Genomic DNA, 25096 nt, shown 5'->3' with positions numbered 1-25096 from the left:
GTGATGAATAAGAGATTTACCGTAGAAGAGAGTAATTTAATCAGTATTTTTATGGAAGAAGGTATAGATTTAGATGTGGGAGGCAGAAAAAATGTCATAAATGGTATCAATAAGACTCTGAAACATCTGGAGGATGATGAGATGGTTGAATTGTCATTATGTGTCCTTGCAAAATTAAAGGAATTGACGGATCATGAATTTATGAAGATGGAGTTTGTAGCGGCAGAGTAACATCAAACGTAAGGCAGAACATGGCTTTTGGTGGCTGTGTTCTGTCTTTTTGAATAAGAACTTGACTGATAAATATTACGGGTGTAATATTTATAGCGAAAGGGAGTAAATTTTTTTACCTTAAAATCTTACACTTGTAATATATAAGCGTAGTACATTGATATGAATAAGAAATGGAGGTAACGATGAAGGCAAAACATAGAACCAAAAGAATACAAAGATATAGAAAAATGTTGGGCATTATAGTGTTGATGTTAACAATTACTTTGATTGGAGTAGTTGTGAGTGCAACAGTATTATATAAAAGAAAAAATGCGTGTAAAACACCAGATACTACCTTAGTAGAGTATATGATGCATATTCCAAAACAAGAATACGAAGAAATGTATGCAATGATTGATTTGGAGTCATCTGGATATATCAGTAAGGAAGATTTTCTGAAGAGAAATTCCACTATTTATGAGGGAATTGAAATGCAAAACATGTCGATAAAAAATGTCGAGTATGTGGAGGAAGATAAAAAAGTAACATATTTGACTTCGTTTGATACAGTGGCAGGAACTATCAGCTTTGAGAATGAGGCATTTTTTATAAATGGAGAAGAAGGATATAAATTGGTTTGGGATGATTCCATGATTTTTCCTAATCTGACTTCTGCAGATAAAGTAAGAGTTTCCACTACACAGGCAGAGCGAGGAGAAATTCTGGATAGGAACGGACGTGTCCTTGCAGGAAAAGGTACAGCATCTTCAGTTGGAATTGTTCCGGGCAAGTTGGAAAACAGAGAGGAAGCAATCGCACAGATTGCAGGACTATTGGAAATCACAACGGAAGTGATAGAAAAGAACCTGTCTGCAAAGTGGGTAAAGGATGATTCTTTTGTACCTATTAAAACGATTCCAAGAGTGGAAGAAATTGAGTTAATGTCTATCAGTCCAGAGGAAGAAGTTTTAAAGGAGAAAGAAAGGCATGATAAGTTGCTGGAGATTCCCGGAGTGATGATATCTGATGTTGAAGTGCGTGAATACCCATTAGGGGAAGCCGCTGCGCATTTGGTCGGGTATGTTCAAAGCGTTACTGCGGAAGATTTAGAGGAACATGCAGGAGAAGGTTATACAGCCAATAGTGTAATCGGCAGAAGCGGAATGGAGGGCTTGTTCGAGAAAGAACTGAAAGGCCAGAACGGTTGCAGGATTTACATTGTAAATTCGGAAGATAAAGAGAAGGAGGAACTGGCTTGTATCCTGGTACAGCATGGGCAGGACATCCGGCTTACGATAGATACTGATTTGCAGGTTTCCTTGTACGAACAGTTTAAGGAAGATAAAAGCTGCTCAGTAGCCATAAATCATTATACCGGAGAGGTATTGGCTTTGGTCAGCACACCGGCCTATGACAATAACGATTTTATTATGGGATTATCGAGTGAGCAGTGGACTGTACTTAACGAGGATGAGAATAAGCCAATGTATAATCGGTTCCGGCAAGTGTGGTGTCCGGGATCTACCTTCAAACCAATTATAGCTGCGATTGGTTTACAATCAGGAGCAATCGATCCAATGGAAGATTACGGGAACGTAGGATTAAGTTGGCAAAAAGATGCATCGTGGGGTTCATATCATGTAACAACGCTTCATGCGTATGAACCAGTCATTTTAGAGAAAGCCTTGATTTATTCTGATAATATTTATTTCGCAAAAGCAGCATTAAAGATTGGATCGGATGAGTTGGAGAATTCTTTGATACGGCTTGGTTTCAATGAGGAACTACCATTTGAGATTAAGATGGCAGAATCTCAGTATTCCAATACAGAAGGCATTGAAACTGAAATACAGTTAGCTGACAGCGGTTACGGACAAGGACAGATTTTAGTGAACCCGTTGCATATGGCATGTATTTATTCTGCTTTCTGTAATGAGGGAAATGTAATAAAGCCTTATTTGGTATATCAGAATGAAGCGGAAGCTGAGTATTGGATTCCGGGTGCCTTTTCTAACGAGACAGCAAGTCGTGTATTGGAAGGAACAAAGAAGGTTGTGAATGATTCTAATGGAACTGGATATGCAGCCCATCGAGATGACATTCTTTTAGCAGGAAAAACAGGTACGGCAGAAATAAAGGCATCGAAGGATGATACTTCGGGTACAGAATTAGGATGGTTTGCAATTTTTACAGCAGAAGATACGGAATGTCCTATATTGATTATCAGTATGGTAGAAGATGTGAAAGGAAGAGGAGGAAGCGGATATGTTGTTAAGAAAGACAGCCTGGTTCTGGAAGAGTGGTTTAGCAGTCATTAGTTTTGTACTGATGTTTAGTATTTCGGGGTGTAGCGATACACCACCGGAAGAAGATACAGTTTCGGAAACAGTAATTGATGTTCAGGACGTTTCAGAAGAAGAACAGGAGAATGAAGAAGAAATTATAAACATCTGCATAGATCTTTATGACAAGGCAGCAGAGGAAAATAAGTTAGATGATTTGGAAATAATTCGGAGTATTGTAAATCGTCTTGGAGAAAACGAGTATCCTGCTGTTGACAGCAGAAATCAAGTGAATATGACGGAAGCGGAGCAGGTACTGGAATTTTGTGAAAAGGTGGATACACAGGAAGAAGCAGATATAACGATTCTTGAAGTCGGCTATTTGGGCGGATTTGTAAAATACGATTTGCACACAAAAGACGGAAATGTAGATGTGGTCAGAAGCTATTATGGATACGAAAATGGAGAAATACAGAAAGAAGTTACTGGGAGGTATCAAGCAGAGTATTGGAATTATACAGAAGAAGGTTACCTGATGTTTTCTGGTGTCTGGTTTTCAGAAGAATTATACGTTCTTACATTGAGTGGAGCAGAGGAGCATACCGCATTACGAGTACAGCCATTGGATGAAACATATAGGGAACTGAGTCGGAAATATCTTCTTCCAATCAGCTTTGAACAGAATAATATGTTTATTGTGGATTGGAGTGAAGAAGATTTTGGGGATTTGAATTTCTATGATATGTATGACATTCTTTATCCAAAAGTGAATGGTCAGTATGTTCCTTATGTTGCAGATGACAATTTGTCAGTCAGTGCAGTTTATCGGATTCCAAAAGAGGAATTTGAAAGCGTTATTATGAAATATTTCAATATTGATAGTGAAACGCTGCAATCCAAAACTGTCTATGATTCGGAGGATTCGACCTATGAATACAAACCGAGAGGCTTCGAAGAAGTAGAGTATCCGGAATACCCATATTCAGAAGTAATCGGGTATACGGAGAACAGTGATGGAACAATTACACTTACTGCTAATGTGGTATTTCCATATTCGGGAAATTCCAAAGTATATGCCCACGAGGTTGTGGTTCGTCCTTTGGAGGATGGCGGGGTACAATATGTATCCAATCGAATTATACCCTCCGAGGATAATTCTGAGGAAACATGGCATACGCCACGGTTGACGTTAGAAGAATGGGAAGAATTATACGGAGGCGAATAATGGAAGATGTGAAATGGCTGCTTAGAAAATGTGGTCTTCCGATTTTGCTGCTGTTGATTTTCGTAATAGCCGGAGTGGTCTGTTGGGGAGAACTGCATACAGAAAAGCAAAAGGTGGCAGAAGAAGTATGGGAGCCACCTGTAGAAATCGAAAATAGCGAAGCAGAAACAGAAGAAGCCGAGAATGCGGAAACTTCCACAGAGTCAGCATATTGGTTTATTCCGCAAGCCAGTGATGATCTCCTTACAGAAGAGGAGAAGGAGCAACTGCAGAGTACGGTTTTGTCAGCAGCAGAATCGGTCAGAGAAATCTATAAGGATATTGTAATTGCAGATGCACTAAGCTACTCTTCCGGTATTAGTGAATTTACCAAAGAGCAGAGGAAAGCTGTGGTGGAGCAATTGGGCAGAAACGGTCTGGTAAGTGTTGAAGAAGATACTGCTATGCAAAATCATGAAGCAATCGAAGCATTTTATGCAGATTACCTGGATGGACAAGACTCGATGGTTACGGTATTTGAAGTACAGAGAGATGGGCTGATTGGAGCAGTTACCTTTATCTATCGGAAAGGTGAGTTGCAGACCTATTACATAGGAATTCGGTGGAGAGAAGGTGGTATGCCAGAAATACAGGGAACTTCGGTAAGTAATGTGGCTGAGATTAAACTGACCGAAAAAGGATATTTTATCTACGCATATGAATATGTGATTGCACATGCAAGTTTGAGACAGTATTGGAGAATAGAACCGCTACCAGAAGACTGCCAGGAATTAACGGAGAAATACATATCAGGACTAAGTTATGTGAATTACAATCTGCTCGTTACAGATTGGGATAGCAGCAATGTGGAGGACATTCTGATGCCTTGTATGTATGAAGATGTTTATAGGATTTCTACGGGGGAAAATCTGAAAACTGAGGGTTGGAAGATTCCGGCAGAGGAATATGAAAGGATAATGACTACTTATTTTCCGGTATCGGTAGAACAGTTGAGAGAGCATTGTGGATATGATGAGGGCAGCAATAGCTATGAATATGAGATGATTTATGCCAGCCCATACCCACCTTTCGGAGAAGTAGTTGACTATACAAAAAATGCGGATGGAACGATTACACTTATCGTGGATGGAGTATGGCCGGATTATAATTCTGATCTCGCTTTTCGGAATACGGTTGTGGTCCAGCCATTTGAAGACGGAACTTTCAGGTATCTTTCCAATTCTATAGAACAAATAGAGTTGGAACTGCCGCCAATAGCAAAAGCACATTAAATTTGCTTTGAAAGAAAGGATGATATTATGGCATTAAAGAAAAAAAGCATTTTGCTGAGTATGGCATTTCTGATTGGATGCTTCGTATGTGCCTGTGGAAAAGAAGATAGTATTGTGGATGAATCTCTTGTGAAAGATACGGAAGATGTATCTTCCACGGAGGAGATGCTTCATATGGTGAACCATTACATGGATGAATATTTGCAGACAGATTCCCTTGTGGCAAAGGCAAAAGCAGAGAAGTACGCAAAGATAATATCTAAAACCGTTATGAATTCCGGTGGATTTGATTCTGCCAACGCAGGACAAAATGCTTTCTTCTATGATTCGGCAGAAGGCTTGATCACTGCTGTGATATTGGTGATTGCGGAGTTCTGCTCACCTTACGCTCTTGCGTTGGAACAGGCAAAACGAAAACAGAAAGCTTTGGAGCAGCGAAAAAAGGAAATAGCACAGATGAGAAAAGCCTGCATTGACAAAGATATAGATTTTTTGCCAAAAGCACAGACAGCCATTCTTCAAAAAGATGTTGAAGCAGAGATTTTGTTTCAGCCAGAGGAACAGAAAGAAGAAAAAGGCGAAGAAAGGCATATCATCAGTGTGTTCAAATTGATTCAAGATTTATTGGGACCATCGGAAGTGAAAGGCAAAAGTCAGTTCAAGCTGTTGATGGAACGTCTTCCAGAAGAACATAAAGCAAGATGGCTGTCTGGTGCCGCCCTGAATACTTCAGACCAGGCAATGGCGTCTGTGCTGTCAACGGCATTGTCCAGACTGAATGCTTTTCTTGATTCTGAAATTGAACAGCTGCTCTGCTTTGAAACGAAAATCAATACGGAAAAGTTTTGTAGGAACAAGTCAGCAGTGTTTTTGATTATGCCGGAGGAAGATGACAGCAAATATTTCCTCATTTCTTTGATCGTACAGCAGTTATACAGAGAAATGCTTTCCATTGCTGATGAAATGGGTGGCAAGCTGCCAAACAGAGTTATGTTCTTCCTGGATGAGTTCGGTACATTGCCAGCTATACAATCTGCGGAAATGATGTTTTCTGCCAGCCGTTCCAGACGAATCAGCTTTGTGCCTATCATACAATCATTGGCACAGCTAGAAAAGAACTATGGCAAAGAAGGTGCGGACATCATCATTGATAACTGTCAGGTCTGCATATATGGCGGCTTTGCACCAAACTCCGAAGCAGCCAATGTACTGTCCAAAACGCTGGGGGATAGGACAGTTATGACAGGAAGTATCTCACAAGGCAGAGATAAATCCAAGTCACTTCAAATGACAGGCAGACCACTGATGACGCCAGATGAGCTTAAAATCATGCCAAAAGATACGTTCATCGTCACAAGAACAGGCGTAAAGCCTATGAAAACGAAGCTGAAGCTGTTTTTTGAGTGGGGAATCGAACTGAATGAAACATATCCAATGCGTCAAGCAGTGGTGAGAAAGGTGCATTACGCAAATAAAAAGACCATTGAGGAAGCCATTGCAAAAAAATACGGTCTGCCCCAAAATCCTCTCCAACAGCCCGTCAAACGCCCAATGCAGGAACAAGATAAGCCGTTATGCAACATATCGAAAACCATGAAAGGGGTGGAAAAAAGTTATGATTGACAAAATGAAGGTCTATCAGGATACAGAGCTTTCCAGTAAAGCCATATCTGTTTATTTATATCTTTGTGAACGTGCCAGTAAAGAAACAAAAAGCTGCTATCCCTCCATGAAAACCATAGCGAAAGATCTGCATCTTTCTTTGGCATCAGTGAAGCGTTCCATTCAAGAATTGGAAAGAAGTGCATACATCAAAAAAGAAAATCGGTTTCGTGACAATGGCGGAAAAAGCAGCAATCTCTATTTTATTGAATGAATTTGAAAAAGAACAAAAAAATCCCCCCCTCAAAAAACGATGAAAAACGCCAAAGGGGGAGGTCTGTCTTCGGCGTGAGCTATGGTATGGCTCAATGTGAGCCGAGAATGTGAACTGTTCACTTTAACAGTTACATAGTATACAGAAAAAAATCTTATTGAAAAGGAGAATGAAACATTTGATAGATATATATAGGGTTTTGAACTATAGTCAATGAAAAAGACGCGATTTTTAAATATATTTTCTGGGAATGCCTAGATTCCTTGTCGTTCCCAGAATGTTGTTTCCATTTCGTCTGGTATCAGATAGCCTAAAGAACCATGTGGTCTGCGAGAGTTATAGAAGTCTTTGATATACTGGAAGACAGAGTGGTATAGGTCACGATAGGTGCGAAAATTACGCCTATTGGTTTCTTCTTTTTTGAGATATTTGAAGAAACTTTCGCAGCAGGCGTTATCAAAAGGATATGCCTTTTTCGAGAAGGACTGGACAACATTCAGTTCATCAAGCAGTTTTCGAAATGCAAAGGTTATGTACTGTGATCCTCTATCAGAGTGAAACATCAGTCCAGCAGGACAATTTCTGGTATGATATGCTTTCTGAAAGGTCTGGATTACCAGATCTGCATTGGGTCTGGATGATATATTCCAAGAGATAATTTTTCTAGAAAAAGATCCATAATGATACAAAGGTAATACCACTTACCTCCGGCTTTGAGATATGTAAAATCACTTGTCCAGACCAAGTTGGGAGCTTTTTGATGAAAGGCTTGATGCAGGTGATTAGCATAACAGCCGGACAACTCTTTTGGGCGAGAAATGGATTTTGGTTTTATTGTGGATATAGGCGGAAGCTGCATGGAATGCATCAGGCGGTACACTCGACCGACGCTGATGAAAATGCCATAGTCACGACCTAAGATATATGTAATTTTATAAGCACCGATGCGTTTATCGTAGTCAGCGTAAATGTGTAGAATCATTTGTTTGATGTTCTGATTCTCAATGGTTCTGGAAGAAGGCAGAGAATAAAAATGTTTGTAATAAGTACTGCGGTTTACGTTGAGAACACGGCAGAGGGTTTTGATATTGTGCTGTAATCGAAGCTTATAAACTGTGCTTAATCTTTGTTTGAGTGTAGCGTGAAGATGGCAATCGCTTTTTTTAGGATGAGGTTTTCTTCTTCAAGCTGAGCATTTCTTTTCTGAAGTTCCTGAATCTGTTTAGCGGTCAGAATTTCACCATTAGATGTTTCAACAGTGGAGTATTGCTTGATCCATCTGGAAAGAGCAGTTTGAGAAACACCATACTCTTTGATTAGAGAAGCTTGCGTTTTGCCATTATGATAGAGATCAACAAGAGTTCGTTTGAAATCCTCATCATAATAATTTTTTTAGCCATAAAGATACCTCCTTTTGGTGTCTAGTATTATGGTACATCTGTTTATAAATCGTGTCCACTTATTTAATATAGATCCAAATATCGACTACATATTGATGTTGGTCGAGCAATATCATGAGGGCAACTGTGAGGATAAGGAAATTCTCACTTCGATCCGTAAGGCAGTAGATGCCAGTATGCAGCTTCGCAGCAAGAAAGAATTGATTGAAGCCTTTATCAATCGTGTCAATGTAGACACACAAGTTACAACTGACTGGCGCAGATTTGTGCTTACTCAGGAAGAAAATGACCTTGCTAAAATTATTATGGCAGAAAAGCTCAAACCAGAAGAAACCAGAAAATTTGTGTCCAATGCGTTCCGCGATGGAGTATTGAAAACGACTGGAACCGAAATTAACAAGCTCATGCCTCCGGTATCCCGTTTTGGCGGTAGTGGCAGAGCCAAGAAAAAGCAAGGTGTTATTGAGAAACTGAAAGCATTTTTTGAAAAATACTTTGGTTTAGGTATTACGGAGATGCAGTCAGAAAAAGAAGAAAATTAGAATTATGATAAAACCATATTGGCAAAATTGATTTTTGTTCCTGCCGAAAGGGCTTGTATTGTATGAATGAAATTTTAAGTTTTGTCGATCCCCTGACCACCATAATGGTGGTATCAGACTGTCAAAAAACCCCTGAATTTTGGATAAAATTCAGGGGTTTTTGACAAGTTAAACAGGTGAGAAAGCCACTTGTTATTGACATGCCATCAGCTAGATGGTATATATAGCATATGGGTGAAATCTTCTAAGTATTGCATCCATGATTATCTGAAAATAATCTTATCTATGGTTCTTTTTGAGAGTTTCTAAGATAAAACTTTTGTAATCGTATTTTGGTATATTAATTTATTTTTGAGTGAATCAATTTTTATGATATTAAATCAAAGATGATTTTTGTGGCATCTGCTATCAGTTTATTGTCATATTCTGCATCTTGTTCTGCTTTTTTTGAAAGTACAGCTACAAATATAGGTTTTTTATTTGGGGGTGTTACAATAGCGATATCATTTCGTGTTCCATAAGAACCAGCACCACTTTTATCTGCCACAATCCAATCACTTGGTACACCAGCACGAATTAATTCATCACCAGTTGCATTATTTGACATCCAATCTATAAAAATCTCTTTTTTATCATCTGACAATATATCTCCAGTTACATATTCTTTCAAATTGAAAGCCAATTGTTTAGGAGTACTAGTATCTCTTATATCGCCAGGTACAGCATCATTCAATTCAGTTTCTATTCTAGAAGGCTCACTTACAGTATCACCAATTTTACTTAATGATTGTTTAAAACCATTAGGTCCATCAAGAAGAGTAAATTGTAGATTTCCAGCAGTATTATCGCTTTGTCTAACTGCAGCATCACATATTTCTCTAATAGTCATTCCAGTATCTACTTTATCTTTTGCAACTGGTGCATAAGATAAAACATCTTCTTCTTCAAAATATATTACATTATCAAGTTCTTCAATAGAGTATTTTTCTAAAATGGCACCGGCAGCTAAAGCTTTATATGTTGAACAGTATGCAAATCTCTCATCTGCATTATAAGAAATTTCTTTATTAGTTTCTGTATCAAGTGCATAAATTCCTAATGTAGCATCATATTTTTCTTCCAGTTCTTGAAATAGAGAATCATAATCTGCATTAACATTTTCATTGCTATCAGGAATGTTTTCTTGTTTATTACTACATCCAACAGATAATAATATGATAAAGATCGTTAAAATACTTATGATAATTTTGTTGTGTTTCATAACTTTATCCTCCTAAAATATAGATTATACATAGAATTTTGAATTTTTGAAGCATTTATATCATTTCATATAGCTAACTTATGCATTTGTAATATATTATCTCCACCTTTCAAGTTTTTCATTGCAAATCCATAATAAAATAGTAGTATTTCCATTTTAAAGGATATGAGAGTTGTATTTGTCACAATATATAATTCTTTATTTAGGTTAAATTTAGTAAACCATTCATTTTAGTTGTGCTTACGAACTATAATCCAACATAGTTTATCTTTTCTCAACATATTTGTATTAAGATTTTAAAAATGTTTTGTCACCTCTCTTTATAAATAAAATGAATTCTATATGTATTTGTCAATATAAAATTTTAGTTGAGAAAATATAGCAATAAGTCTATTGTGTGAAGCACGTTTTAAATATTACAATAGTAATATTTAAAAGTCAAGCAAAATTTAAAATAATTTTTCCTATTGTATCTGAGCATAAAAAGTGAACTGAACCAATAAAAACGGACAATGACAAAAAGCCCCCTTATTTAAAATAATAGAATCACATAAGGAGCCTGTGGTTTCAACAAAAAACACTTGATTATATGAGCAGGTTTTATTATAGCAAAAAGTAAATACACGCATATCAAATAATTGAACCAAAGCTGATTGCTATGTGTAAAGTAGGAAAAACCAATCCGTAAGCTTGTAAAATACTTTTAATTAGAGATTCGACAAATTGAAAACTGAATCAATTACTATAATCGGGAATAGACTCGTCTTATTGCTGGGCTTCTGCTAAAATACAGAGGACGTCCTAAAAACAGACAGAACCAGCTAGTATCAGAGAATATCAGTAAGAAATTGAGTGCCTGAAGATGAAAAATGAACTTTTACGGAATTTTCTGCGATTAGAAGAATGGATGTGAGAGTACAAGTGCAATATGAGTTTATATATAGACACAAAGTGTGCTATACATTATCAATGATGTATCGTTTCTTCGAGATATCTTGCTGTAGATATTATGATTTCCGAAAACATTCCAGCAAATTATGAAGAAATATGGGTTGTTGCCAGAAATTTGCCGACACAGAAAATGGGTAACGGATATTTCTTATATGCATACATAACAGGATATTTTATATCTGTCAGACATCTTTTATAACCATAAGTATATCCAATCAAAACCACTAGTAAACTAGTGGTTTGAGCAACCCCTAGAAGGGATATTACGTGCCAACCCCTAAAAGGGGCATCGAAAAAATATCATCGTATTTGTTTGCACTGCAACCTGTAAACAGGTACTATAATTGAGAATACAGTATGTTAATTAAATATTGTATATCCTTTAGTTGATAATTCGTAAATCCATAGTAATTATCATTCAAAAAAATATACTAAAGTATTTTATTTATCCCTAGTAGAACTAGGGGTTTTATTAAGCTAAAGCATCCAATGAAAAACAGGAGTGGCATCGCCACTCCGTTGGAAACTCAAATATTATCTTAACAAGAATGTTTTTTATATGATGTCCACACAATATGGGCAGTTTATCTTTTTGTGTACCATCCTTTTATCAATTTAAAGAATCGTATTAAACTAAACTGATTGAGTTATGTTGTTTTTTCTTATCTATATGATTGTTACTTTTATAATTTATAAATATTCATATCAGATAATATAGAAAGTGTAATTTCAGATATGCTTTCGTTAGAATATGCTATGCCATATCAATTACTTAAGACAAAATATAATAGAAGGAAAATTATTTATATAATGACACCAGTATTATTTTTGTTATCAATCGGCTGCTATTTTGTAAAGAGTTATCCGATGTTTTATGTGGGAATGGGGATTTCTATTATTGCATTGATTTGGATTATTTGGTTTCAATCTAAGGGAAAAAAATTTGAAAATAATGTCCATGAATTTGTATGGAATAAATCAAGATATAACAAAGTGGAAATTGCTATTCAGGGAATAAAATTAGAAGATAAAAAGATCTGTGAACTTAAAGAAATAGATAGAGTCTTTTTGTACAAAGGTTTTTTCTTTCTCATAACGAATGAAAAGAAGTTACTTGTACTAAAAACAGTAGGTGTAGAGACAGAAGAACTTATTAAGATTATTAAAGAAGCTGATATCTTATTTGAAAAAAGAGAAGAACCATTTAATATTTATGAATATTGCAAAAAGTAGTAATTAAAAAAAGAAAAAACATGTCCCTTTTCGGAATTGTGTTCCCGCTCTCCATCAATGTATAAATATAAATTTGTAATTGTGTCTGCATGACAAGGAGGCTTTCAGATGAAAGATATTTTAAAGCATTATTCTAAGTATATACTCTTAGATACACTTGTAGCCGCTACGTTATTTGCAGGTGCTCACGGCATATTATCGCTTTTCCATCTGAAGTTTATAGAATGGTTTTATTATGCGGTAATCGGAATCATAACAATAGGAATATTGTTGGGCATATTTCAATTATTGCTAAAAATACGAAAGAACTATGTGAAATATGTAGCAATATGTGTTGAAGCCATTTGTCTCATACCTTTGACTTATATTTGCATTTTAATATTTGCTTTTACTTATAAACCGATGCATATAGTTGAAAAAGACGGAATAAAATGTGTTGCCTATGTGAGAGCCTTTCTGCGGGTATATGTTGATTATTATGAATACAGAAATCCACTTATTACAGGTGATGAAGTACTTTTTACTGATTACTTTGGAAAAGGCGGATTTGATCCATTTGTTGATGGTTACGAATATGATAGTATGATAGAAGAAAATGCTGCAATGGATGATACTACTGAAATAACTGATGATTCAGAAGACGAGAGAATAGATAATGAAAATATATTTTCTCAACAGAAGAAGGAGGATGACACAGCAATAGATACAGACAGTGACGGCTATCCTATGACAGAAGAATTTCAGTCCTATAAGAAGGAACTAACAGCTGTTGCAACTTATATCAGAAATACCGAGTCATACCAAGGAGTAAAGGCTGGGGATGAACTCAGCGAGTTTCTGGCATATAATATTTCGGCTAAGGGATATCCTTACGTTAATATTGCGGAGCAAGTATACGAGCAAGATGGTATTTCAACTATAGCAACGCATTACATTATTATTAATGAATCTTATGTTGAAAATGGTTCAAGAGAATATGTTTATCAAATTAAATTCAAAGACAAATCCGGTAATGAAGTAGCTTCCACCAAGGTTGTGGATTTCTATCTAATAGATACTGAGACATTGGAGATTACGGATGAGAAAACAAATGATTGGCATTAATTCGGGAAAGCACCCGATGATGTACAGAAAGCTGTAATTTAACAACTCACTTTTCCGAAAAGGGAGAAAAACATTTAATATTTATAAGCCTCGAAAAAACGAGTAAAAGTTAATTCTACAGTTAACCTTTACTCGTTTTTGTTATTTCTGTGATACCCAGATATTCATGTCTGATAAGATAGACATGGTTATTTCAGTTGCGTTGCCGCCAGTAGCATCGCTGTCTGCACTAATGTTGGTGGCAAAAAAGTATGTATTATCTGCAGTTTCGATATAACCGATGAACCATCCGTTTACATCCTGTCCATTCACACGGCCAGTTCCGGTCTTTCCGTAGAATGTTCCGGCATCGGAAGCTGAAAGGCAGATGGCATCTTTTACTGCATTGATATTTTCAGGGGCGAAGCCGAAACTGTTATTCTGCAGCTTGGTTAAAAGTTCGACCTGTTCTATTGGAGAGATTTCCAAGGAGGATTCCATCCAATAAGAGGAGAAATCGCCACTCATGTTTTCGTTACCATATCCGATTTCTTGAACATAGCTGTAAACGTCAGAGGTTCCAAGCTGTTCGTCTACTGCTTGAAAATACCAATTCACAGAGGAGTTCATTGCAGACTGTAAGGTCTGATCTGCGTTCCATGCTTCAAATGGATAGGTTTCTCCATTCCATGCAATGAACGAATTTTCCGGTGTAATGACGCCTTCTTCCAATCCGAACAAAGCATCGTATATCTTGTAGGTGGAGTTTGGAGCAACCCGTAAGGTGGCATGCTCCATGTCATGTATACTCCATGCATCGTTTTCCAAATCGTATAAAACAAAGCTGCCTTCGTATTCTCCGAAGTATGTGGAGAGGTCTACATAGGAAATATTCTCAGAAGAGGAATCCCATTGGTAGTGGCTTCCATCTGCTGCGTATGTAGAAATAAAAGGTGCGAATCCAAGGAGAAGGACAGCAGTCAACATGAATGCAGTCATACCTTTTACTCTTTTTATAAATGTCGGCTTCTCATAAGATGCAATGTTGATAATTCTCCGTTTCATCTGCTTCATGTTTCCACCAAGACCGGCGGCAAACGGAAATGGAGTAAGTGAAATCTTTTCCGCAAAATTGATCAGTGTATTACCATAATCTGCATAATCATCCTCCTCAAGCATCTTTAAAACAGAGGTGTCACAGGCAACCTCTCTGTCATTACGCATTTCTTTCAGAGCATACCAGACAAGAGGATTGAACCAATATATTACTCCGGCAAAGTTCATTAGATAGTTGGCAATAGCATCTTTGTGCTTATAGTGCTGTAGCTCGTGTAACAGCATGTATCGCATGTCCGATTCGTTATAATCTGAGATGAGATGAATCGGCAGATAAATACAAGGTTTCAAAAGCCCCACAATAATCGGAGATTTCAAAAATGCAGTACTGTAAACATGGAGATTTCTGTTAATTCCCATTTCTTTCATACATCGATGATATAGTTTTCGGACTTCCGGGTTCTGAAGGGGAAGTGCAGATTTTTTCAAGTTCTGTAAGCGGATAGAGGACTTGATTACCAATATAATCATTGCAAGGATGCCTACAAGCCATATTCCAAATAGTATGTATCCGATGCTGGATGGAGTCTCACTATTTACCGAAAGGGCAAAGTCATTCATCCAGTCTGCATTTCCGGCTGGATTGATCCCAACAGCTTCTCCTATGGCGGTTCTGGTGCCAGAAGTAGGAGAACTTTTCAGGCTACTGAGCCACGAGAGAATTTGCGGAAACCCAATTAAACGGAACGGTATAAAAGGAACTACCAACAATCCAAGTAGCAGGAACCACAGATTATACTGCATCCGGCTGGATAGGTTGCCTTTGAATATCCGCTTGGCTATCAAAAGAATTCCGATGATACCGCTGATAAATACATTGCATATTAAAAAGCGTATCATAAAATCAGCCATGTTAATTACCTCCTTTTTTTGACCTCTTGGAAAGAAGAGAGCGGAGAGTGTCTATTTCCGTTTCGGACAGTCTGTCATTTTCTATATATGCAGACAGCATGGCAGTGATGTCTCCATCGTAGTATCGTTCTAGAAAAGAGTTACTTTCCTGACCGATGTATTCACTTTCTTTCACAACTGGAGTGTAAACAAACACCCGACTTTGTTTTTCATAAGTCAGAACGCCCTTGTTCACTAGACGTTTAATTAGAGTTTGTATTGTTTTTGGACTCCAGCTCGTAGTCTGTAATAATTTATCAGTTATTTCATTGGTGCTGATCGGCGCATGTTTCCATACGATTTTCATAACTTCAAATTCAGCTTCAGAAATCTGTGGTAAATCGCTCATTTCAAATCCCTCCTTAAATCTTACGGCTGTAATAAAAATATTATAGATGTTATTTGTGTAGTTGTCAATTTAAGAGAAAATAGATTGACTTGAAATCTTACTTATGTAATAATTCAAATATTACATAAGTAAGAATTAAAAAAAGGAGTGGAATCAGGATGATTGAAATTGTAAATAAAGTGCTTTGAAAATAAGAAAACCAATAGAGTCACAAGGAGTCTATTGGCATTCTTACAGAGTTGGATGGTCTTGCTTGTGCAGCAGATCAAGCAGATAACGAACCATAGGCAATAAATCCGCAGCCTCCTGTTCCGTGCAGTCATTCAGCAGGGTCAGGAGTTTTTGGAGATTTGGATGTTGGTTTGCGTTGGCTGGGTAGAAAATCTTATCGGCGGGTATCTTCAGATATGTAATCAAAGGATACAGCTTATCATATTTGGGGTTACCACGTCCGGCTTCAATATTTAGTATGGTGCGGGTATCCATATTAAGAGTTTCAGCCAGCTTTTCTTGTGAAAGTCCGAGTTCGGTACGGGCTTCACGCACTGCAATGGCAAGAATTTGTTTTATGTCATGCATTATAATTCACCTCGATAGTAGTTTACAATACCTATTAAAACGAGTGAATTGCAATAGAATACAGTGTAGATATGGAGCGTAATACATGGATGTAAAGTATGGGAAAATACATAGAAAAAGAATAGTGAAAAGTTTTGAGATAGCAGCATATTACACACTAAGGTGTATCGCAAAGAAGTATAAAACTTCAACGCGATACACCTTTTTTGTGGGGAAATCAGAGCGTTGTAAAGTCTTTTTCCGGTTTGTGGTTTGTGGTCTGTTCCTGTCCCGGAGTCCGGTCAAGATACTGGTTCAGATTATCCAGTTTTCGGTTGAGAGCCTGTATGTCTTTTTCAGCAGATTTATAGGTTTTCTGCAAGGCTTCTTTCTTGGCATACAGAGCATTGTAATCATTACGAAACTTATCAATATCAAAATGTTTTAAGCTGATTCCAAAGCGTTTCAGCATATTTTCTGCACCGTCATGGAGCAGGAGTTCTGTTTCATGGTGGCGGAGATAAGCGTCAGGGTCTTTCGATTTCCGGTAACGGATGTGATAGATATGATTGCTCTGATATTGTTCAGCGTATTTCAATATCTGTCCTAAATCCTTTAGCTGACGTTCTGTTTCCACAAGACTGTTCCGTGCGGTTTTTGCAAGAACAGACTTACTTTCAATCTGTTTTTCAAGCTCGATGATAGAACCTGCTTTACTGTAACTGCTGGCAGCGATTTTGAGATTTTCAATCGCTGCCCAATGCTGCAGACCGGGGCTTTGCGTGAACTTTTCTTCCGAGGTGTCAATGAGCGTTCGGGAAGAATAATCCTTGATAAGAGGTTTCTTTCGGGCAGGGAATGGGACACGTTTTTGTGTCTGTGCTAAAGCCTTTGTTTCTACCCGTTCCTTAATCCGTTCTTTGGTGTATTCTGCACCCAAAGACTTTAAGCTGCCACGGACAAAATGCTCCCGGTCAAGGGGGCGGAAGGAAATGTACTTTAAGGCGTTTCCTCCAATGGTTTCGCCTTTGATTTCATAACCTTTTGCCCGTATCAGCTCCATGCACTGTTCATATGTATCAGCGTTTTGAATTGCTTCATCAATGTCCTGCTTGAGCTTGATTTTCCACGAGGTGCCATTTCTGCCGGATGTCCATTCTTTATAACTTTTACCACGCTGGTTTGTGGGAGAAATGACGGATAACTGATGCTTGGAACACAGCTCATCATTCAGGCGGCGAATGTGGTAGTAGGTCTGTTTACAGTCATGATATTTTTCGTGATTCACATTATCTGCGGCACAGAAAATGATGTGGTTGTGAACGTGACCTTTATCAATATGAGTGGAAACGATATAAGAAAATTTCCCCTCTAACAGCTTGTTGGCAAGCTCCACACCGATCTGATGTGCTTCCTTATAAGATACCTCTCCCGGAGCGAAAGCCTGTATCAGATGAAAGGCTTTGTTGGGGTCTGCCTGATTTGTTTTTGACAGAGCAAATTTGAAGTCAAAGGCAGCGGTTTCAGGACTGCATCCGAAGGAAGAAATGAGAATACTTTCATCTGTTTTTTGGGGATTACAGATATAGTTTACTGCCTTATGGACGGTTGCCTGGATAGCATGGATTTTTGTGATTGCCATACCTGTTTCATCAGCTCCTTTACTTCGTTTACATCGGCTTTATAAACATTGCCAGTAGCATTCATCCGCTTGGCAATCTGGTTCAGATTATTGCCGATACGGGCGAGCGTGGTGTTGTATTCCCGCAGGTGTTCGTAGTTTACATCGTAGACATAGCCATACAAAATCAGATGCCGAATAAATGCGGATTTGCTCTTCATGCCGGAGGCTTTCCATTTCTGATCTAAGATGTATTGCTCGTCATCGCTGAGATAGATTTTAAGTTCATTTTGTCTTTCTCGGTTTGCCATTGCAGTATCAGTCCTTTCCTTATTTGTATAAAAGATTTTCAAATATGCCGTAGCCGGCGGTTGTTTTTGCTTTTAGGGGGACAGGGGGATATGCCCCATGCAAGCCAATTTCTGCAAGTTTTCACTTGGTAGAAACTTGCGGAAATGGTGCCTGTGAGGGAACACAGGCAGTGCTTGCTATTCTTCTGCAAATTACCCGTAGGGAATTTGCGTGTTGCGTGAGTATAGGCGAGCGGTTTGCAACACAGTAGGGCGTTACCGCCCTTGTTATGGATAGCGTTGATAATTCGACTTTGCAGTTGGGCAGAAGCAATAAAAAACTGCCACGGTTCATAAGGGCATGGATTGCCCGTAAAAACTCCATAGCAGTTTGTGTGACTTTTTATGATTTTTGATTCTATCCATAATGATTTTATCAATGGGAAAGGGGAAAGTCAATGGCTGGAGAGAGATAAAAGATTTACAGAGAAATTTAGGGGAATAAGCAAAGATACTGCATATTCTGCATTTAAAATTAGAATTGGAAAACCAGAAGAGAGGGGGTGAAGCATGAATACCGTACATCGTAGAACGGAAATAATCAATATTCTTATTATCAGACGACATACAACAGCGAATGAATTGGCACAGGAATTTGGCGTTTCCATTCGCACGATACAGTATGATATTCAGGCTTTAACTCCGGTTTATCCGATTTATACAAAACAGGGAGAGAACGGAGGAATTTTTATAAGAGAGGATTACAAGCCTTATGCCAATTCGCTGACACCTATGGAAGTAGCTGCCTTGCATGAATTATATGATTGGACGGAGGGCATACATAAAAAAGTTTTATTTCAAGTTCTAAGAAAATATGGACCGGATAAATTACAACTTTGATCTTGTCATTCTGATAAAGCACATAATTTTTACAGAACCGTTCATAGCAGACGGAAGTGTGCTTATGTGCTTTTTAGGCTGACAATTTCAGCTTTGATTTTATCCAAAATGCAGACGATGTCTGCGATTGTACCTTGACAATTTCATAAACCAATGCGTACAGGACGTGTGGAATATGTGGAGCCGCTTTGAGGATACGCCATAAGACACCTGCTTTTGCCTTTGGCAGAGGTGGATACGAAGGAATATTGAAAGCAGATATTGAAGTTAAGGTGTGGAGCGAGAAATATCCGGCATAAATGTGTAGCAGTTACACGGAGGCGTTGATACATATTTTTGATAATGATACTTCCGGCTTAGTCCGGTCAGATAAGATGACGGTGCGATACCGATGTGGGTAGTGTAATGAGCTGCCACCTGTACGGATTTTTTAATATCTTCCAATAAAAGCATATTTGTTTGTTAAGTATGTTTTTATTGGCAGATATGCCATAACCATAGCAAGAGAAAAAGAACACACTTTGAAAAGGTAGGTGGAAGAATGCAGGCAAAAGTGAACACAAAAAATTTTATAAGGTATGACGAGGGTGCGGAGAGGTATTCTATGAGTAAACACAGCTTTATGAAATTGGCACAGGATGCTCGTGCTGTTTATAAAATTAACCGTATCACATTGGTAAACGTGAAGATTTTTGAGGAGTATTTGGAATCTTTTCGGGCGTAGACATGATAAGAAAGAGGAAAACGAATTATTGTATATCAAAAAGCATTTGACTTTTTGATATACAAGTAGTAAAATGAAGTCAGGTTATGAAAGGCAGGTGTTGACGGATGGCAAGAATGGGTAGACCTAAGTTAGAAAATCCGAGAAGTGAAGGTGTATTCATCCGTCTTACAAAAGATGAGCATACAGATATAACAGAGTATGCCAGCTCTCATGATCTGACCATAACACAGACGCTTGTTCAAGGATTTAGAAAGCTGCAAGAGCAGGATAATACCGAGAATGAGTAATGGCATTTGTGACCTCTTTCTTATATTGAGAGGAAGGTGGTACATAATGTCAATGTCGAGAAAAGATTCAAAAGGCAGAGTATTAAGGAAAGGCGAAAGTCAGAGGAAAAACGACGGAAGGTATATCTACCAGTACACCGATTCGACAGGTAAAAGGCGGGTCGTTTATTCAAATGACCTGTTGGAGTTAAGGGAAAAGGAAAAAGAACTTGTTCGCAATCAGTTGGACGGTCTTGAAAGCTATTGCAGTGGAAAGACAACTTTGAACTATGCATTTGACAGGTATATTTCAACGAAGTATGATTTGAAAGAACACACACGGGTAAATTATAAGTATATGTATAACCGTTTTGTCAGAGATACTTTTGGAAAAAGAATCATCAATGATATAAAGTATTCTGATGTGAAATTCTTTTATTGTTCGTTGATGAACATATTGGGGTTACAGGCGAATACATTGGATAATATTCATACGATTCTGCACCCAACCTTTCAGATGGCAGTTAGGGACAATGTGATACGCAATAATCCGGCAAGCGGTGTAATGGCAGAAATCAAAAAGGCGAATGGAAAGAATAAGGGCATAAGACACGCACTTACATTGGAACAGCAGAGAGCATTTTTGAATTATGTATCGAACAGTCCTGTGTATTGCCATTGGTTGCCACTGTTTACAGCACTTTTTGGAACGGGATGTCGCATAGGAGAAATGATAGGGCTGCGTTGGGAAGATTTGGATTATGAGAATAAAACCATTAGTATAAACCATGCGGCTATCTATCGAGTAATGGAGAATGGAAAGAGTGAATTTCATATTTCTTCGCCAAAGACAGAAGCCGGGATTCGTACTATTCCGATGATGCAGGCTGTAGAACAGGCATTTAAGGATGAATACGAAGCACAGAAAGAAACCGGTTTTAATGTGCAAGTGGTTGATGGTATGAGTGGGTTTATCTTTTGCAATAAAGACGGAATTATCCATAAACCCAGCGTAATCAACAGTGCAATCAAAAGAATTTACGAAGCCTACAATGCCGAAGAAATTATTAAGGCAAAACGGGAGAGCAGACGCCCGGTATTGATTCCTCATTTTTCGTGTCATCATATCCGACACACATTTTGCACCAGATTTTGTGAAAATGAAAGAAATCTGAAAGTGATTCAAAGTATTATGGGTCATGCAAATATTGAAACAACGATGGATATTTATGCGGAAGCAACAGATGTGAAGAAAAAGGAAGCAATTAAAGCTCTGGAAAATAATAGTGATATATTTTAGGAAGAAGTCCTTGCAAGGGGACGATTTCCAAGACAAACCTGACATCAAAAAAGTCAGAATACATCAAAATGACATTAGTTTGTTGGATTTTGGTGGACAAATATGGACTGGCGATATATAATGAAAATCGTGTAAAAAAGCGTTTATCAACTTATTTGGACTGTGGTGGATTAGCTTCGGTTATATTCCCCACGATGAAGTCCCTGGACGCTGATAAGAAAGCTTCCAAGACTTCCGAAGCAGCTCCGGCAGAGGCTGAAAAACCGGTTGAAAAGATTGATTTTTCTAAGGTAAAAGTCGAGCCATTGTTTGAAGAAATGGTTGATTTTGATACATTCAGCAAGTCAGATTTCCGTGCAGTAAAGGTTAAAGAGTGCGTTGCAGTACCGAAGTCAAAGAAGCTGTTACAGTTTACTCTTGATGACGGAACAGGCACAGACAGAACCATTTTAAGCGGTATTCATAGCTTTTATGAGCCGGAAGAACTGGTTGGAAAGACTCTTATTGCTATCACAAATCTTCCACCGAGAGCTATGATGGGCATTGACTCTTGTGGAATGTTACTTAGTGCAATCCATGAGGAAGAGGGCGAAGAAAAACTTCATCTTCTGATGGTTGATAACCATATTCCGGCAGGTGCAAAGCTCTATTAAGATGAGAAACTGAGCCTTGCGGCGGTGTGCGCTTGCGAACACCGACATAAGGCGAAAAACGCACGGAGACGCCAGTCGACGTGATGTAAAGATGTACCGTTTTACCGAATAGACGGGATGTACTTCATTTGATAAAAAACTAAAAAAACAGCGATTTACATCAAACTTACATCAATTGATGCAGAAATCGGTGCAAGCAAGAAAAAATCGCATAATTAGTGCAATGAGTGGGCAATTCCAATCGGAGTTGCCCATTTTTAAAACAAACAGAAATACAAATCGGAAGTTGGAGGATACACGCATGAAAATTGTAATCATTAATGGAAGTGCCAGAAAAGGAAATACGCTGGCAGCAATCAATGCATTTATAAAAGGAGCGTCAGAAAAGAATAAAATTGAAATCATTGAACCCGACAAACTCAACATTGCACCATGCAAGGGATGTGGTGTCTGTCAATGCTCTAAGGGATGCGTCGACAAGGATGATACAAATTCTACAATTGATAAAATTGCTGCCGCAGATATGATTCTTTTTGCTACACCAGTTTATTGGTGGGGAATGTCAGCACAATTGAAACTTATCATTGATAAGTGCTACTGCCGTGGATTGCAGTTAAAAAACAAAAAAGTTGGCACAATTGTTGTAGGTGGTTCTCCCGTAGGCAGTATCCAGTATGAGCTGATTGATAAGCAGTTTGACTGTATGGCAAAATATCTTTCATGGGATATGCTTTTCAAAAAATCATATTATGCAACAGCCAGAGATGAACTTGAAAAAAATAAGGATTCCATGAACGAACTTGAGTGGATCGGAAAAAATTTATAAAGCACACACCAAATTCCAGTTTGCCAACTTGCCCTTTGAGAGAGGAGAAATCCTTTTCTCAAAGGTTTTTTTCTATTTATACGGATATTCGCAAACTACAAGATAAAGCCAAAACTTCATATACTCTAAGCACAAGGAGGTTGAGGTTTGGCTATGAACAACAGTTTAGCAGAAGTACACCCGGAGCTTGTTTCGGAGTGGTCGGAGAAGAACTTACCGCTTACACCTGATGACATTACTTTCGGTTCAAATAAAAAAGTATGGTGGAGAGGTGCTTGCGGTCACGAATGGCAGACAAGCGTTAAGGCTCGTTCTAATGGAGAAAAATGCCCAATATGTTCCGGTGCGAGAGTGATTGCAGGTATTAACGATTTGGCGACATTAGAGCCATTACTGGTAAAACAGTGGTCGAAAAAGAATAAGATAAAACCGACAGAGGTTTCTATTGGTTCTCATAAGAAAGTGATTTGGAGATGTGAGAAAGGACATGAGTGGGAAGCTGCCGTTAAGAGCAGAACGATAAATAGGACAGGCTGCCCGTATTGTTCCCATAATAAAGTGTTGGCAGGATTTAATGACCTTGCAACGCTTCTGCCGGATATAGCTGCCGAGTGGTCGGACAGAAATTATCCTTTACTTCCGACTCAGGTTACGGTCTTTGCCAATCGTAAGGCTTGGTGGAAGTGTAAGGATTGCGGCAGAGAGTGGAACACTCTTATTTCTACTCGTTCCGGTGGCAGTAAATGCCCGTATTGCAGTGGGTACATATTCTCGAAAGGGTTTAACGATTTGCAGACAACACACCCTGAAATTGCTTCGGAGTGGTCGGAGAAGAACTTGCCATTGAAGCCTGATGAAGTAAATGCAAAGTCGAGGAAAAATGTCTGGTGGAAGTGCAGAAAATGTGGTAATGAGTGGAAATCAGTTATCAATGCCCGTGTGAAAGGAACGGTGTGCCCCGTTTGTGCGGAGAGAGAAGTTCTTGCCGGATATAATGATTTGGCGACAACAGACAGTCAGCTTCTCAGTGAATGGGATTATGAACAGAATAAATTGAAGCCGACAGAAGTATCACGAACTTCAGCAAAGAGCGCGTGGTGGAAATGCAGGCACGGTCATTCATGGAGTATGAAGATAAATGAAAGGACGATATTGAATAAAGGCTGCCGAATTTGTGAGCAAGAATATTTATCTCTATTTCCTGCTTTGGCTGTCAGCTATTATTCTAATAAGAAAGGCTTGAAAGCAGAACTTGGTTCTGACCGATTGCTTGGAGTTCCGCTTGAAACATACATACCTTCAGAAAAGTTGGCTATTGAGTCAGGAAGTGCTGACGAGAATATAGAAATAATGAAAGCATATATGTGTGAGCAACGAGGAATAAGACTGATTAAACTGCCGATGAAAGGCAGTATACTCTCCAATGGTTGCTGAGCCGCAGGAGTATCAGTATAATGCAGAGTATCCGATTGTTACAGGAGATATGGATGAAACTGTTATCATCACATACTCCCCCAAATATAAAGCCTACCAGCAAAAAATCCGTGAAGGACAGATTCAAAGAGCTATGAAAATGATGCAGTCTCCCGGAAAATCCAGAAAAGGTAAAAATCCCAATGATCCTGCCCGTTTCATCCAGAAAACTTCCGCATCATGAAATCAGAATTCGAAGCAAGACCTGTATTTGTGAGGCGGGAAGACAGAATCAGGGCTCACTTTTTAACCTGCCACATCAGCCTGCTGGTTTACCGCCTGTTAGAGAAAAAACTGGGTAAAGAGTTTACCTGCAGTAAGATTTTGGAAACCCTTAGGGGTCTGAATATGACACTGCTGTCTAAAGACAGTGGATATATACCTTCCTACAAACGTACAAAACTTACGGATGCCCTGCATAATGCGTTTGGCTTCCGAACAGACTACGAATTCATATCCAAATCTTCCATGAGGTCGATTATAAAAGAAACAAAACAGAAAAAATAGCACAAATCCAAAAATAGTACATATCGATGCAAGACAAAGAACAGCCACAACGCTGATAAAATACTGGCGTTATGGCTGTTTTACTATTTTCAAGTGTCAAAGATGGGATTATATCATACTTGGCTCTGTTTGTGTATGCAAAAAATAGGCCTAAACCGGGCTTGAACCGGGATTGGGTTGCGGAAAACGGAAAAAGGAAACTCTCTTGCGTCTGACGCAGAGGGGCTGTATTATTTTGATTGTATTTTGAACTTTGAACGTGAAAAATGCATAGAAGAATGG

Annotated in this window: 22 protein-coding genes and 3 pseudogenes; 18 read left to right on the top strand and 7 right to left on the bottom strand. The window is 38.4% G+C overall.

What is annotated here, in order from left to right; genetic code table 11:
- Positions 1-3 precede the first annotated feature (3 nt).
- The 6 genes and pseudogenes from C7U56_RS09535 to C7U56_RS09510 all read left to right on the top strand — a co-directional run bounded on the left by C7U56_RS09535 (position 4) and on the right by C7U56_RS09510 (position 6867).
- Complete coding sequence (locus C7U56_RS09535) at positions 4-231, top strand: transposon-transfer assisting family protein (RefSeq protein WP_002596364.1); 228 nt, start codon at positions 4-6, stop codon at positions 229-231.
- A gap of 185 nt (positions 232-416) precedes the next feature.
- Entirely contained in the window at positions 417-2531 is a 2115-nt protein-coding gene (locus tag C7U56_RS09530) for a penicillin-binding transpeptidase domain-containing protein (RefSeq protein ID WP_002596365.1), read from the top strand.
- On the top strand, positions 2479-3720 hold the full coding sequence (locus tag C7U56_RS09525) for a DUF6070 family protein (RefSeq protein ID WP_002596366.1): 1242 nt from the start codon (positions 2479-2481) through the stop codon (positions 3718-3720). The genes C7U56_RS09530 and C7U56_RS09525 overlap by 53 nt, the downstream gene beginning before the upstream one ends.
- Positions 3720-4991, top strand: coding sequence for a DUF6070 family protein (locus C7U56_RS09520; protein ID WP_002596367.1), 1272 nt, complete (start codon positions 3720-3722; stop codon positions 4989-4991). The genes C7U56_RS09525 and C7U56_RS09520 overlap by 1 nt, the downstream gene beginning before the upstream one ends.
- A gap of 168 nt (positions 4992-5159) precedes the next feature.
- Positions 5160-6614, top strand: a pseudogene (locus C7U56_RS09515) (type IV secretory system conjugative DNA transfer family protein); the annotation flags it as partial.
- Complete coding sequence (locus C7U56_RS09510; RefSeq protein ID WP_107001042.1) at positions 6607-6867, top strand: helix-turn-helix domain-containing protein; 261 nt, start codon at positions 6607-6609, stop codon at positions 6865-6867. The pseudogene C7U56_RS09515 and the gene C7U56_RS09510, both read left to right, overlap by 8 nt.
- A 254-nt stretch (positions 6868-7121) precedes the next feature.
- Here C7U56_RS09510 and C7U56_RS09505 read toward each other — a convergent pair.
- A pseudogene (locus C7U56_RS09505) lies at positions 7122-8250 on the bottom strand (IS3 family transposase); the annotation flags it as partial.
- Positions 8251-8296: 46 nt separating this feature from the next.
- Here C7U56_RS09505 and C7U56_RS09500 point away from each other — a divergent pair.
- On the top strand, positions 8297-8809 hold the full coding sequence (locus C7U56_RS09500) for a type I restriction endonuclease subunit R, EcoR124 family (RefSeq protein ID WP_002567441.1): 513 nt from the start codon (positions 8297-8299) through the stop codon (positions 8807-8809).
- Positions 8810-9176: 367 nt separating this feature from the next.
- On the opposite strand, the gene bla is transcribed toward C7U56_RS09500, so the two are convergent.
- Positions 9177-10070 carry a class A beta-lactamase gene (bla, locus tag C7U56_RS09495; protein ID WP_002567442.1) on the bottom strand — a complete coding sequence of 298 codons (894 nt, stop codon included), beginning with the start codon at positions 10068-10070 and terminating at the stop codon, positions 9177-9179.
- A gap of 1761 nt (positions 10071-11831) precedes the next feature.
- Here bla and C7U56_RS09490 point away from each other — a divergent pair.
- Together C7U56_RS09490 and C7U56_RS09485 are read left to right on the top strand one after the other, a co-directional pair.
- Positions 11832-12254 carry a hypothetical protein gene (locus tag C7U56_RS09490; RefSeq protein ID WP_233430241.1) on the top strand — a complete coding sequence of 141 codons (423 nt, stop codon included), beginning with the start codon at positions 11832-11834 and terminating at the stop codon, positions 12252-12254.
- Positions 12255-12362: 108 nt separating this feature from the next.
- Positions 12363-13358, top strand: coding sequence for a hypothetical protein (locus C7U56_RS09485; RefSeq protein WP_002596370.1), 996 nt, complete (start codon positions 12363-12365; stop codon positions 13356-13358).
- Positions 13359-13499: 141 nt separating this feature from the next.
- Here C7U56_RS09485 and C7U56_RS09480 read toward each other — a convergent pair whose 3' ends face one another.
- From C7U56_RS09480 to C7U56_RS09460, 5 genes are all read right to left on the bottom strand, one after another.
- Positions 13500-15305: a BlaR1 family beta-lactam sensor/signal transducer gene (locus C7U56_RS09480; RefSeq protein ID WP_002596371.1), complete on the bottom strand. Its 1806-nt coding sequence runs from the start codon at positions 15303-15305 to the stop codon at positions 13500-13502.
- 1 nt (position 15306) lies between these two features.
- Positions 15307-15693 carry a BlaI/MecI/CopY family transcriptional regulator gene (locus tag C7U56_RS09475; RefSeq protein WP_002596372.1) on the bottom strand — a complete coding sequence of 129 codons (387 nt, stop codon included), beginning with the start codon at positions 15691-15693 and terminating at the stop codon, positions 15307-15309.
- A 231-nt stretch (positions 15694-15924) separates the two neighbouring features.
- Positions 15925-16272, bottom strand: coding sequence for a helix-turn-helix domain-containing protein (locus tag C7U56_RS09470; protein WP_002596373.1), 348 nt, complete (start codon positions 16270-16272; stop codon positions 15925-15927).
- A 217-nt stretch (positions 16273-16489) separates the two neighbouring features.
- On the bottom strand, positions 16490-17893 hold the full coding sequence (locus C7U56_RS09465) for a relaxase/mobilization nuclease domain-containing protein (protein ID WP_002596374.1): 1404 nt from the start codon (positions 17891-17893) through the stop codon (positions 16490-16492).
- Positions 17842-18183: a MobC family plasmid mobilization relaxosome protein gene (locus tag C7U56_RS09460; RefSeq protein WP_002596375.1), complete on the bottom strand. Its 342-nt coding sequence runs from the start codon at positions 18181-18183 to the stop codon at positions 17842-17844. The genes C7U56_RS09465 and C7U56_RS09460 overlap by 52 nt, the downstream gene beginning before the upstream one ends.
- Before the next feature lie 384 nt (positions 18184-18567).
- Between C7U56_RS09460 and C7U56_RS15660 the strand changes: the two genes are divergently transcribed.
- The 9 genes and pseudogenes from C7U56_RS15660 to C7U56_RS16315 form a co-directional block, all read left to right on the top strand.
- Positions 18568-18729 (top strand): hypothetical protein, encoded by a 162-nt coding sequence (locus tag C7U56_RS15660; RefSeq protein ID WP_014081113.1) that lies wholly within the window; start codon positions 18568-18570, stop codon positions 18727-18729.
- A gap of 3 nt (positions 18730-18732) precedes the next feature.
- Complete coding sequence (locus C7U56_RS09455; protein ID WP_002596376.1) at positions 18733-19062, top strand: helix-turn-helix transcriptional regulator; 330 nt, start codon at positions 18733-18735, stop codon at positions 19060-19062.
- Positions 19063-19603: 541 nt separating this feature from the next.
- Positions 19604-19786, top strand: coding sequence for a DUF6462 family protein (locus C7U56_RS15995; protein ID WP_002596377.1), 183 nt, complete (start codon positions 19604-19606; stop codon positions 19784-19786).
- A gap of 107 nt (positions 19787-19893) precedes the next feature.
- Entirely contained in the window at positions 19894-20076 is a 183-nt protein-coding gene (locus tag C7U56_RS09445; RefSeq protein WP_002596378.1) for a hypothetical protein, read from the top strand.
- A 52-nt stretch (positions 20077-20128) separates the two neighbouring features.
- Complete coding sequence (locus tag C7U56_RS09440; RefSeq protein ID WP_321673540.1) at positions 20129-21355, top strand: tyrosine-type recombinase/integrase; 1227 nt, start codon at positions 20129-20131, stop codon at positions 21353-21355.
- A 68-nt stretch (positions 21356-21423) separates the two neighbouring features.
- On the top strand, positions 21424-22008 hold the full coding sequence (locus C7U56_RS09435) for a methionine--tRNA ligase (RefSeq protein WP_233430240.1): 585 nt from the start codon (positions 21424-21426) through the stop codon (positions 22006-22008).
- Positions 22009-22309: 301 nt separating this feature from the next.
- Positions 22310-22834, top strand: a complete 525-nt coding sequence (locus C7U56_RS09430) for a flavodoxin family protein (RefSeq protein ID WP_055176454.1) — start codon at positions 22310-22312, stop codon at positions 22832-22834.
- Between the two features lie 153 nt (positions 22835-22987).
- Positions 22988-24268 (top strand): zinc-ribbon domain-containing protein, encoded by a 1281-nt coding sequence (locus tag C7U56_RS09420; protein WP_233430255.1) that lies wholly within the window; start codon positions 22988-22990, stop codon positions 24266-24268.
- Positions 24269-24299: 31 nt separating this feature from the next.
- Positions 24300-24814, top strand: a pseudogene (locus C7U56_RS16315) (IS1634 family transposase); the annotation flags it as partial.
- Between the last annotated feature and the right edge of the window lie 282 nt (positions 24815-25096).

The sequence above is a fragment of the Clostridium fessum genome (genome assembly GCF_003024715.1).
GTDB lineage: Bacteria > Bacillota > Clostridia > Lachnospirales > Lachnospiraceae > Otoolea > Otoolea fessa.
This window is presented reverse-complemented; position numbering and strand designations above follow the sequence as displayed.

Excerpts from the sequence above, each read along its gene's own strand:
- C7U56_RS09535 (WP_002596364.1), top strand. The coding sequence starts at position 4 with ATGAATAAGAGATTTACCGTAGAAGAGAGTAATTTAATCAGTATTTTT.
- C7U56_RS09530 (WP_002596365.1), top strand. The coding sequence starts at position 417 with ATGAAGGCAAAACATAGAACCAAAAGAATACAAAGATATAGAAAAATG.
- C7U56_RS09525 (WP_002596366.1), top strand. The coding sequence starts at position 2,479 with ATGTTGTTAAGAAAGACAGCCTGGTTCTGGAAGAGTGGTTTAGCAGTC.
- C7U56_RS09520 (WP_002596367.1), top strand. The coding sequence starts at position 3,720 with ATGGAAGATGTGAAATGGCTGCTTAGAAAATGTGGTCTTCCGATTTTG.
- C7U56_RS09510 (WP_107001042.1), top strand. The coding sequence starts at position 6,607 with ATGATTGACAAAATGAAGGTCTATCAGGATACAGAGCTTTCCAGTAAA.
- C7U56_RS09500 (WP_002567441.1), top strand. The coding sequence starts at position 8,297 with ATGGTACATCTGTTTATAAATCGTGTCCACTTATTTAATATAGATCCA.
- bla (WP_002567442.1), bottom strand. The coding sequence starts at position 10,070 with ATGAAACACAACAAAATTATCATAAGTATTTTAACGATCTTTATCATA.
- C7U56_RS09490 (WP_233430241.1), top strand. The coding sequence starts at position 11,832 with ATGACACCAGTATTATTTTTGTTATCAATCGGCTGCTATTTTGTAAAG.
- C7U56_RS09485 (WP_002596370.1), top strand. The coding sequence starts at position 12,363 with ATGAAAGATATTTTAAAGCATTATTCTAAGTATATACTCTTAGATACA.
- C7U56_RS09480 (WP_002596371.1), bottom strand. The coding sequence starts at position 15,305 with ATGGCTGATTTTATGATACGCTTTTTAATATGCAATGTATTTATCAGC.
- C7U56_RS09475 (WP_002596372.1), bottom strand. The coding sequence starts at position 15,693 with ATGAGCGATTTACCACAGATTTCTGAAGCTGAATTTGAAGTTATGAAA.
- C7U56_RS09470 (WP_002596373.1), bottom strand. The coding sequence starts at position 16,272 with ATGCATGACATAAAACAAATTCTTGCCATTGCAGTGCGTGAAGCCCGT.
- C7U56_RS09465 (WP_002596374.1), bottom strand. The coding sequence starts at position 17,893 with ATGGCAATCACAAAAATCCATGCTATCCAGGCAACCGTCCATAAGGCA.
- C7U56_RS09460 (WP_002596375.1), bottom strand. The coding sequence starts at position 18,183 with ATGGCAAACCGAGAAAGACAAAATGAACTTAAAATCTATCTCAGCGAT.
- C7U56_RS15660 (WP_014081113.1), top strand. The coding sequence starts at position 18,568 with ATGATTTTTGATTCTATCCATAATGATTTTATCAATGGGAAAGGGGAA.
- C7U56_RS09455 (WP_002596376.1), top strand. The coding sequence starts at position 18,733 with ATGAATACCGTACATCGTAGAACGGAAATAATCAATATTCTTATTATC.
- C7U56_RS15995 (WP_002596377.1), top strand. The coding sequence starts at position 19,604 with ATGCAGGCAAAAGTGAACACAAAAAATTTTATAAGGTATGACGAGGGT.
- C7U56_RS09445 (WP_002596378.1), top strand. The coding sequence starts at position 19,894 with ATGGCAAGAATGGGTAGACCTAAGTTAGAAAATCCGAGAAGTGAAGGT.
- C7U56_RS09440 (WP_321673540.1), top strand. The coding sequence starts at position 20,129 with ATGTCGAGAAAAGATTCAAAAGGCAGAGTATTAAGGAAAGGCGAAAGT.
- C7U56_RS09435 (WP_233430240.1), top strand. The coding sequence starts at position 21,424 with ATGACATTAGTTTGTTGGATTTTGGTGGACAAATATGGACTGGCGATA.
- C7U56_RS09430 (WP_055176454.1), top strand. The coding sequence starts at position 22,310 with ATGAAAATTGTAATCATTAATGGAAGTGCCAGAAAAGGAAATACGCTG.
- C7U56_RS09420 (WP_233430255.1), top strand. The coding sequence starts at position 22,988 with ATGAACAACAGTTTAGCAGAAGTACACCCGGAGCTTGTTTCGGAGTGG.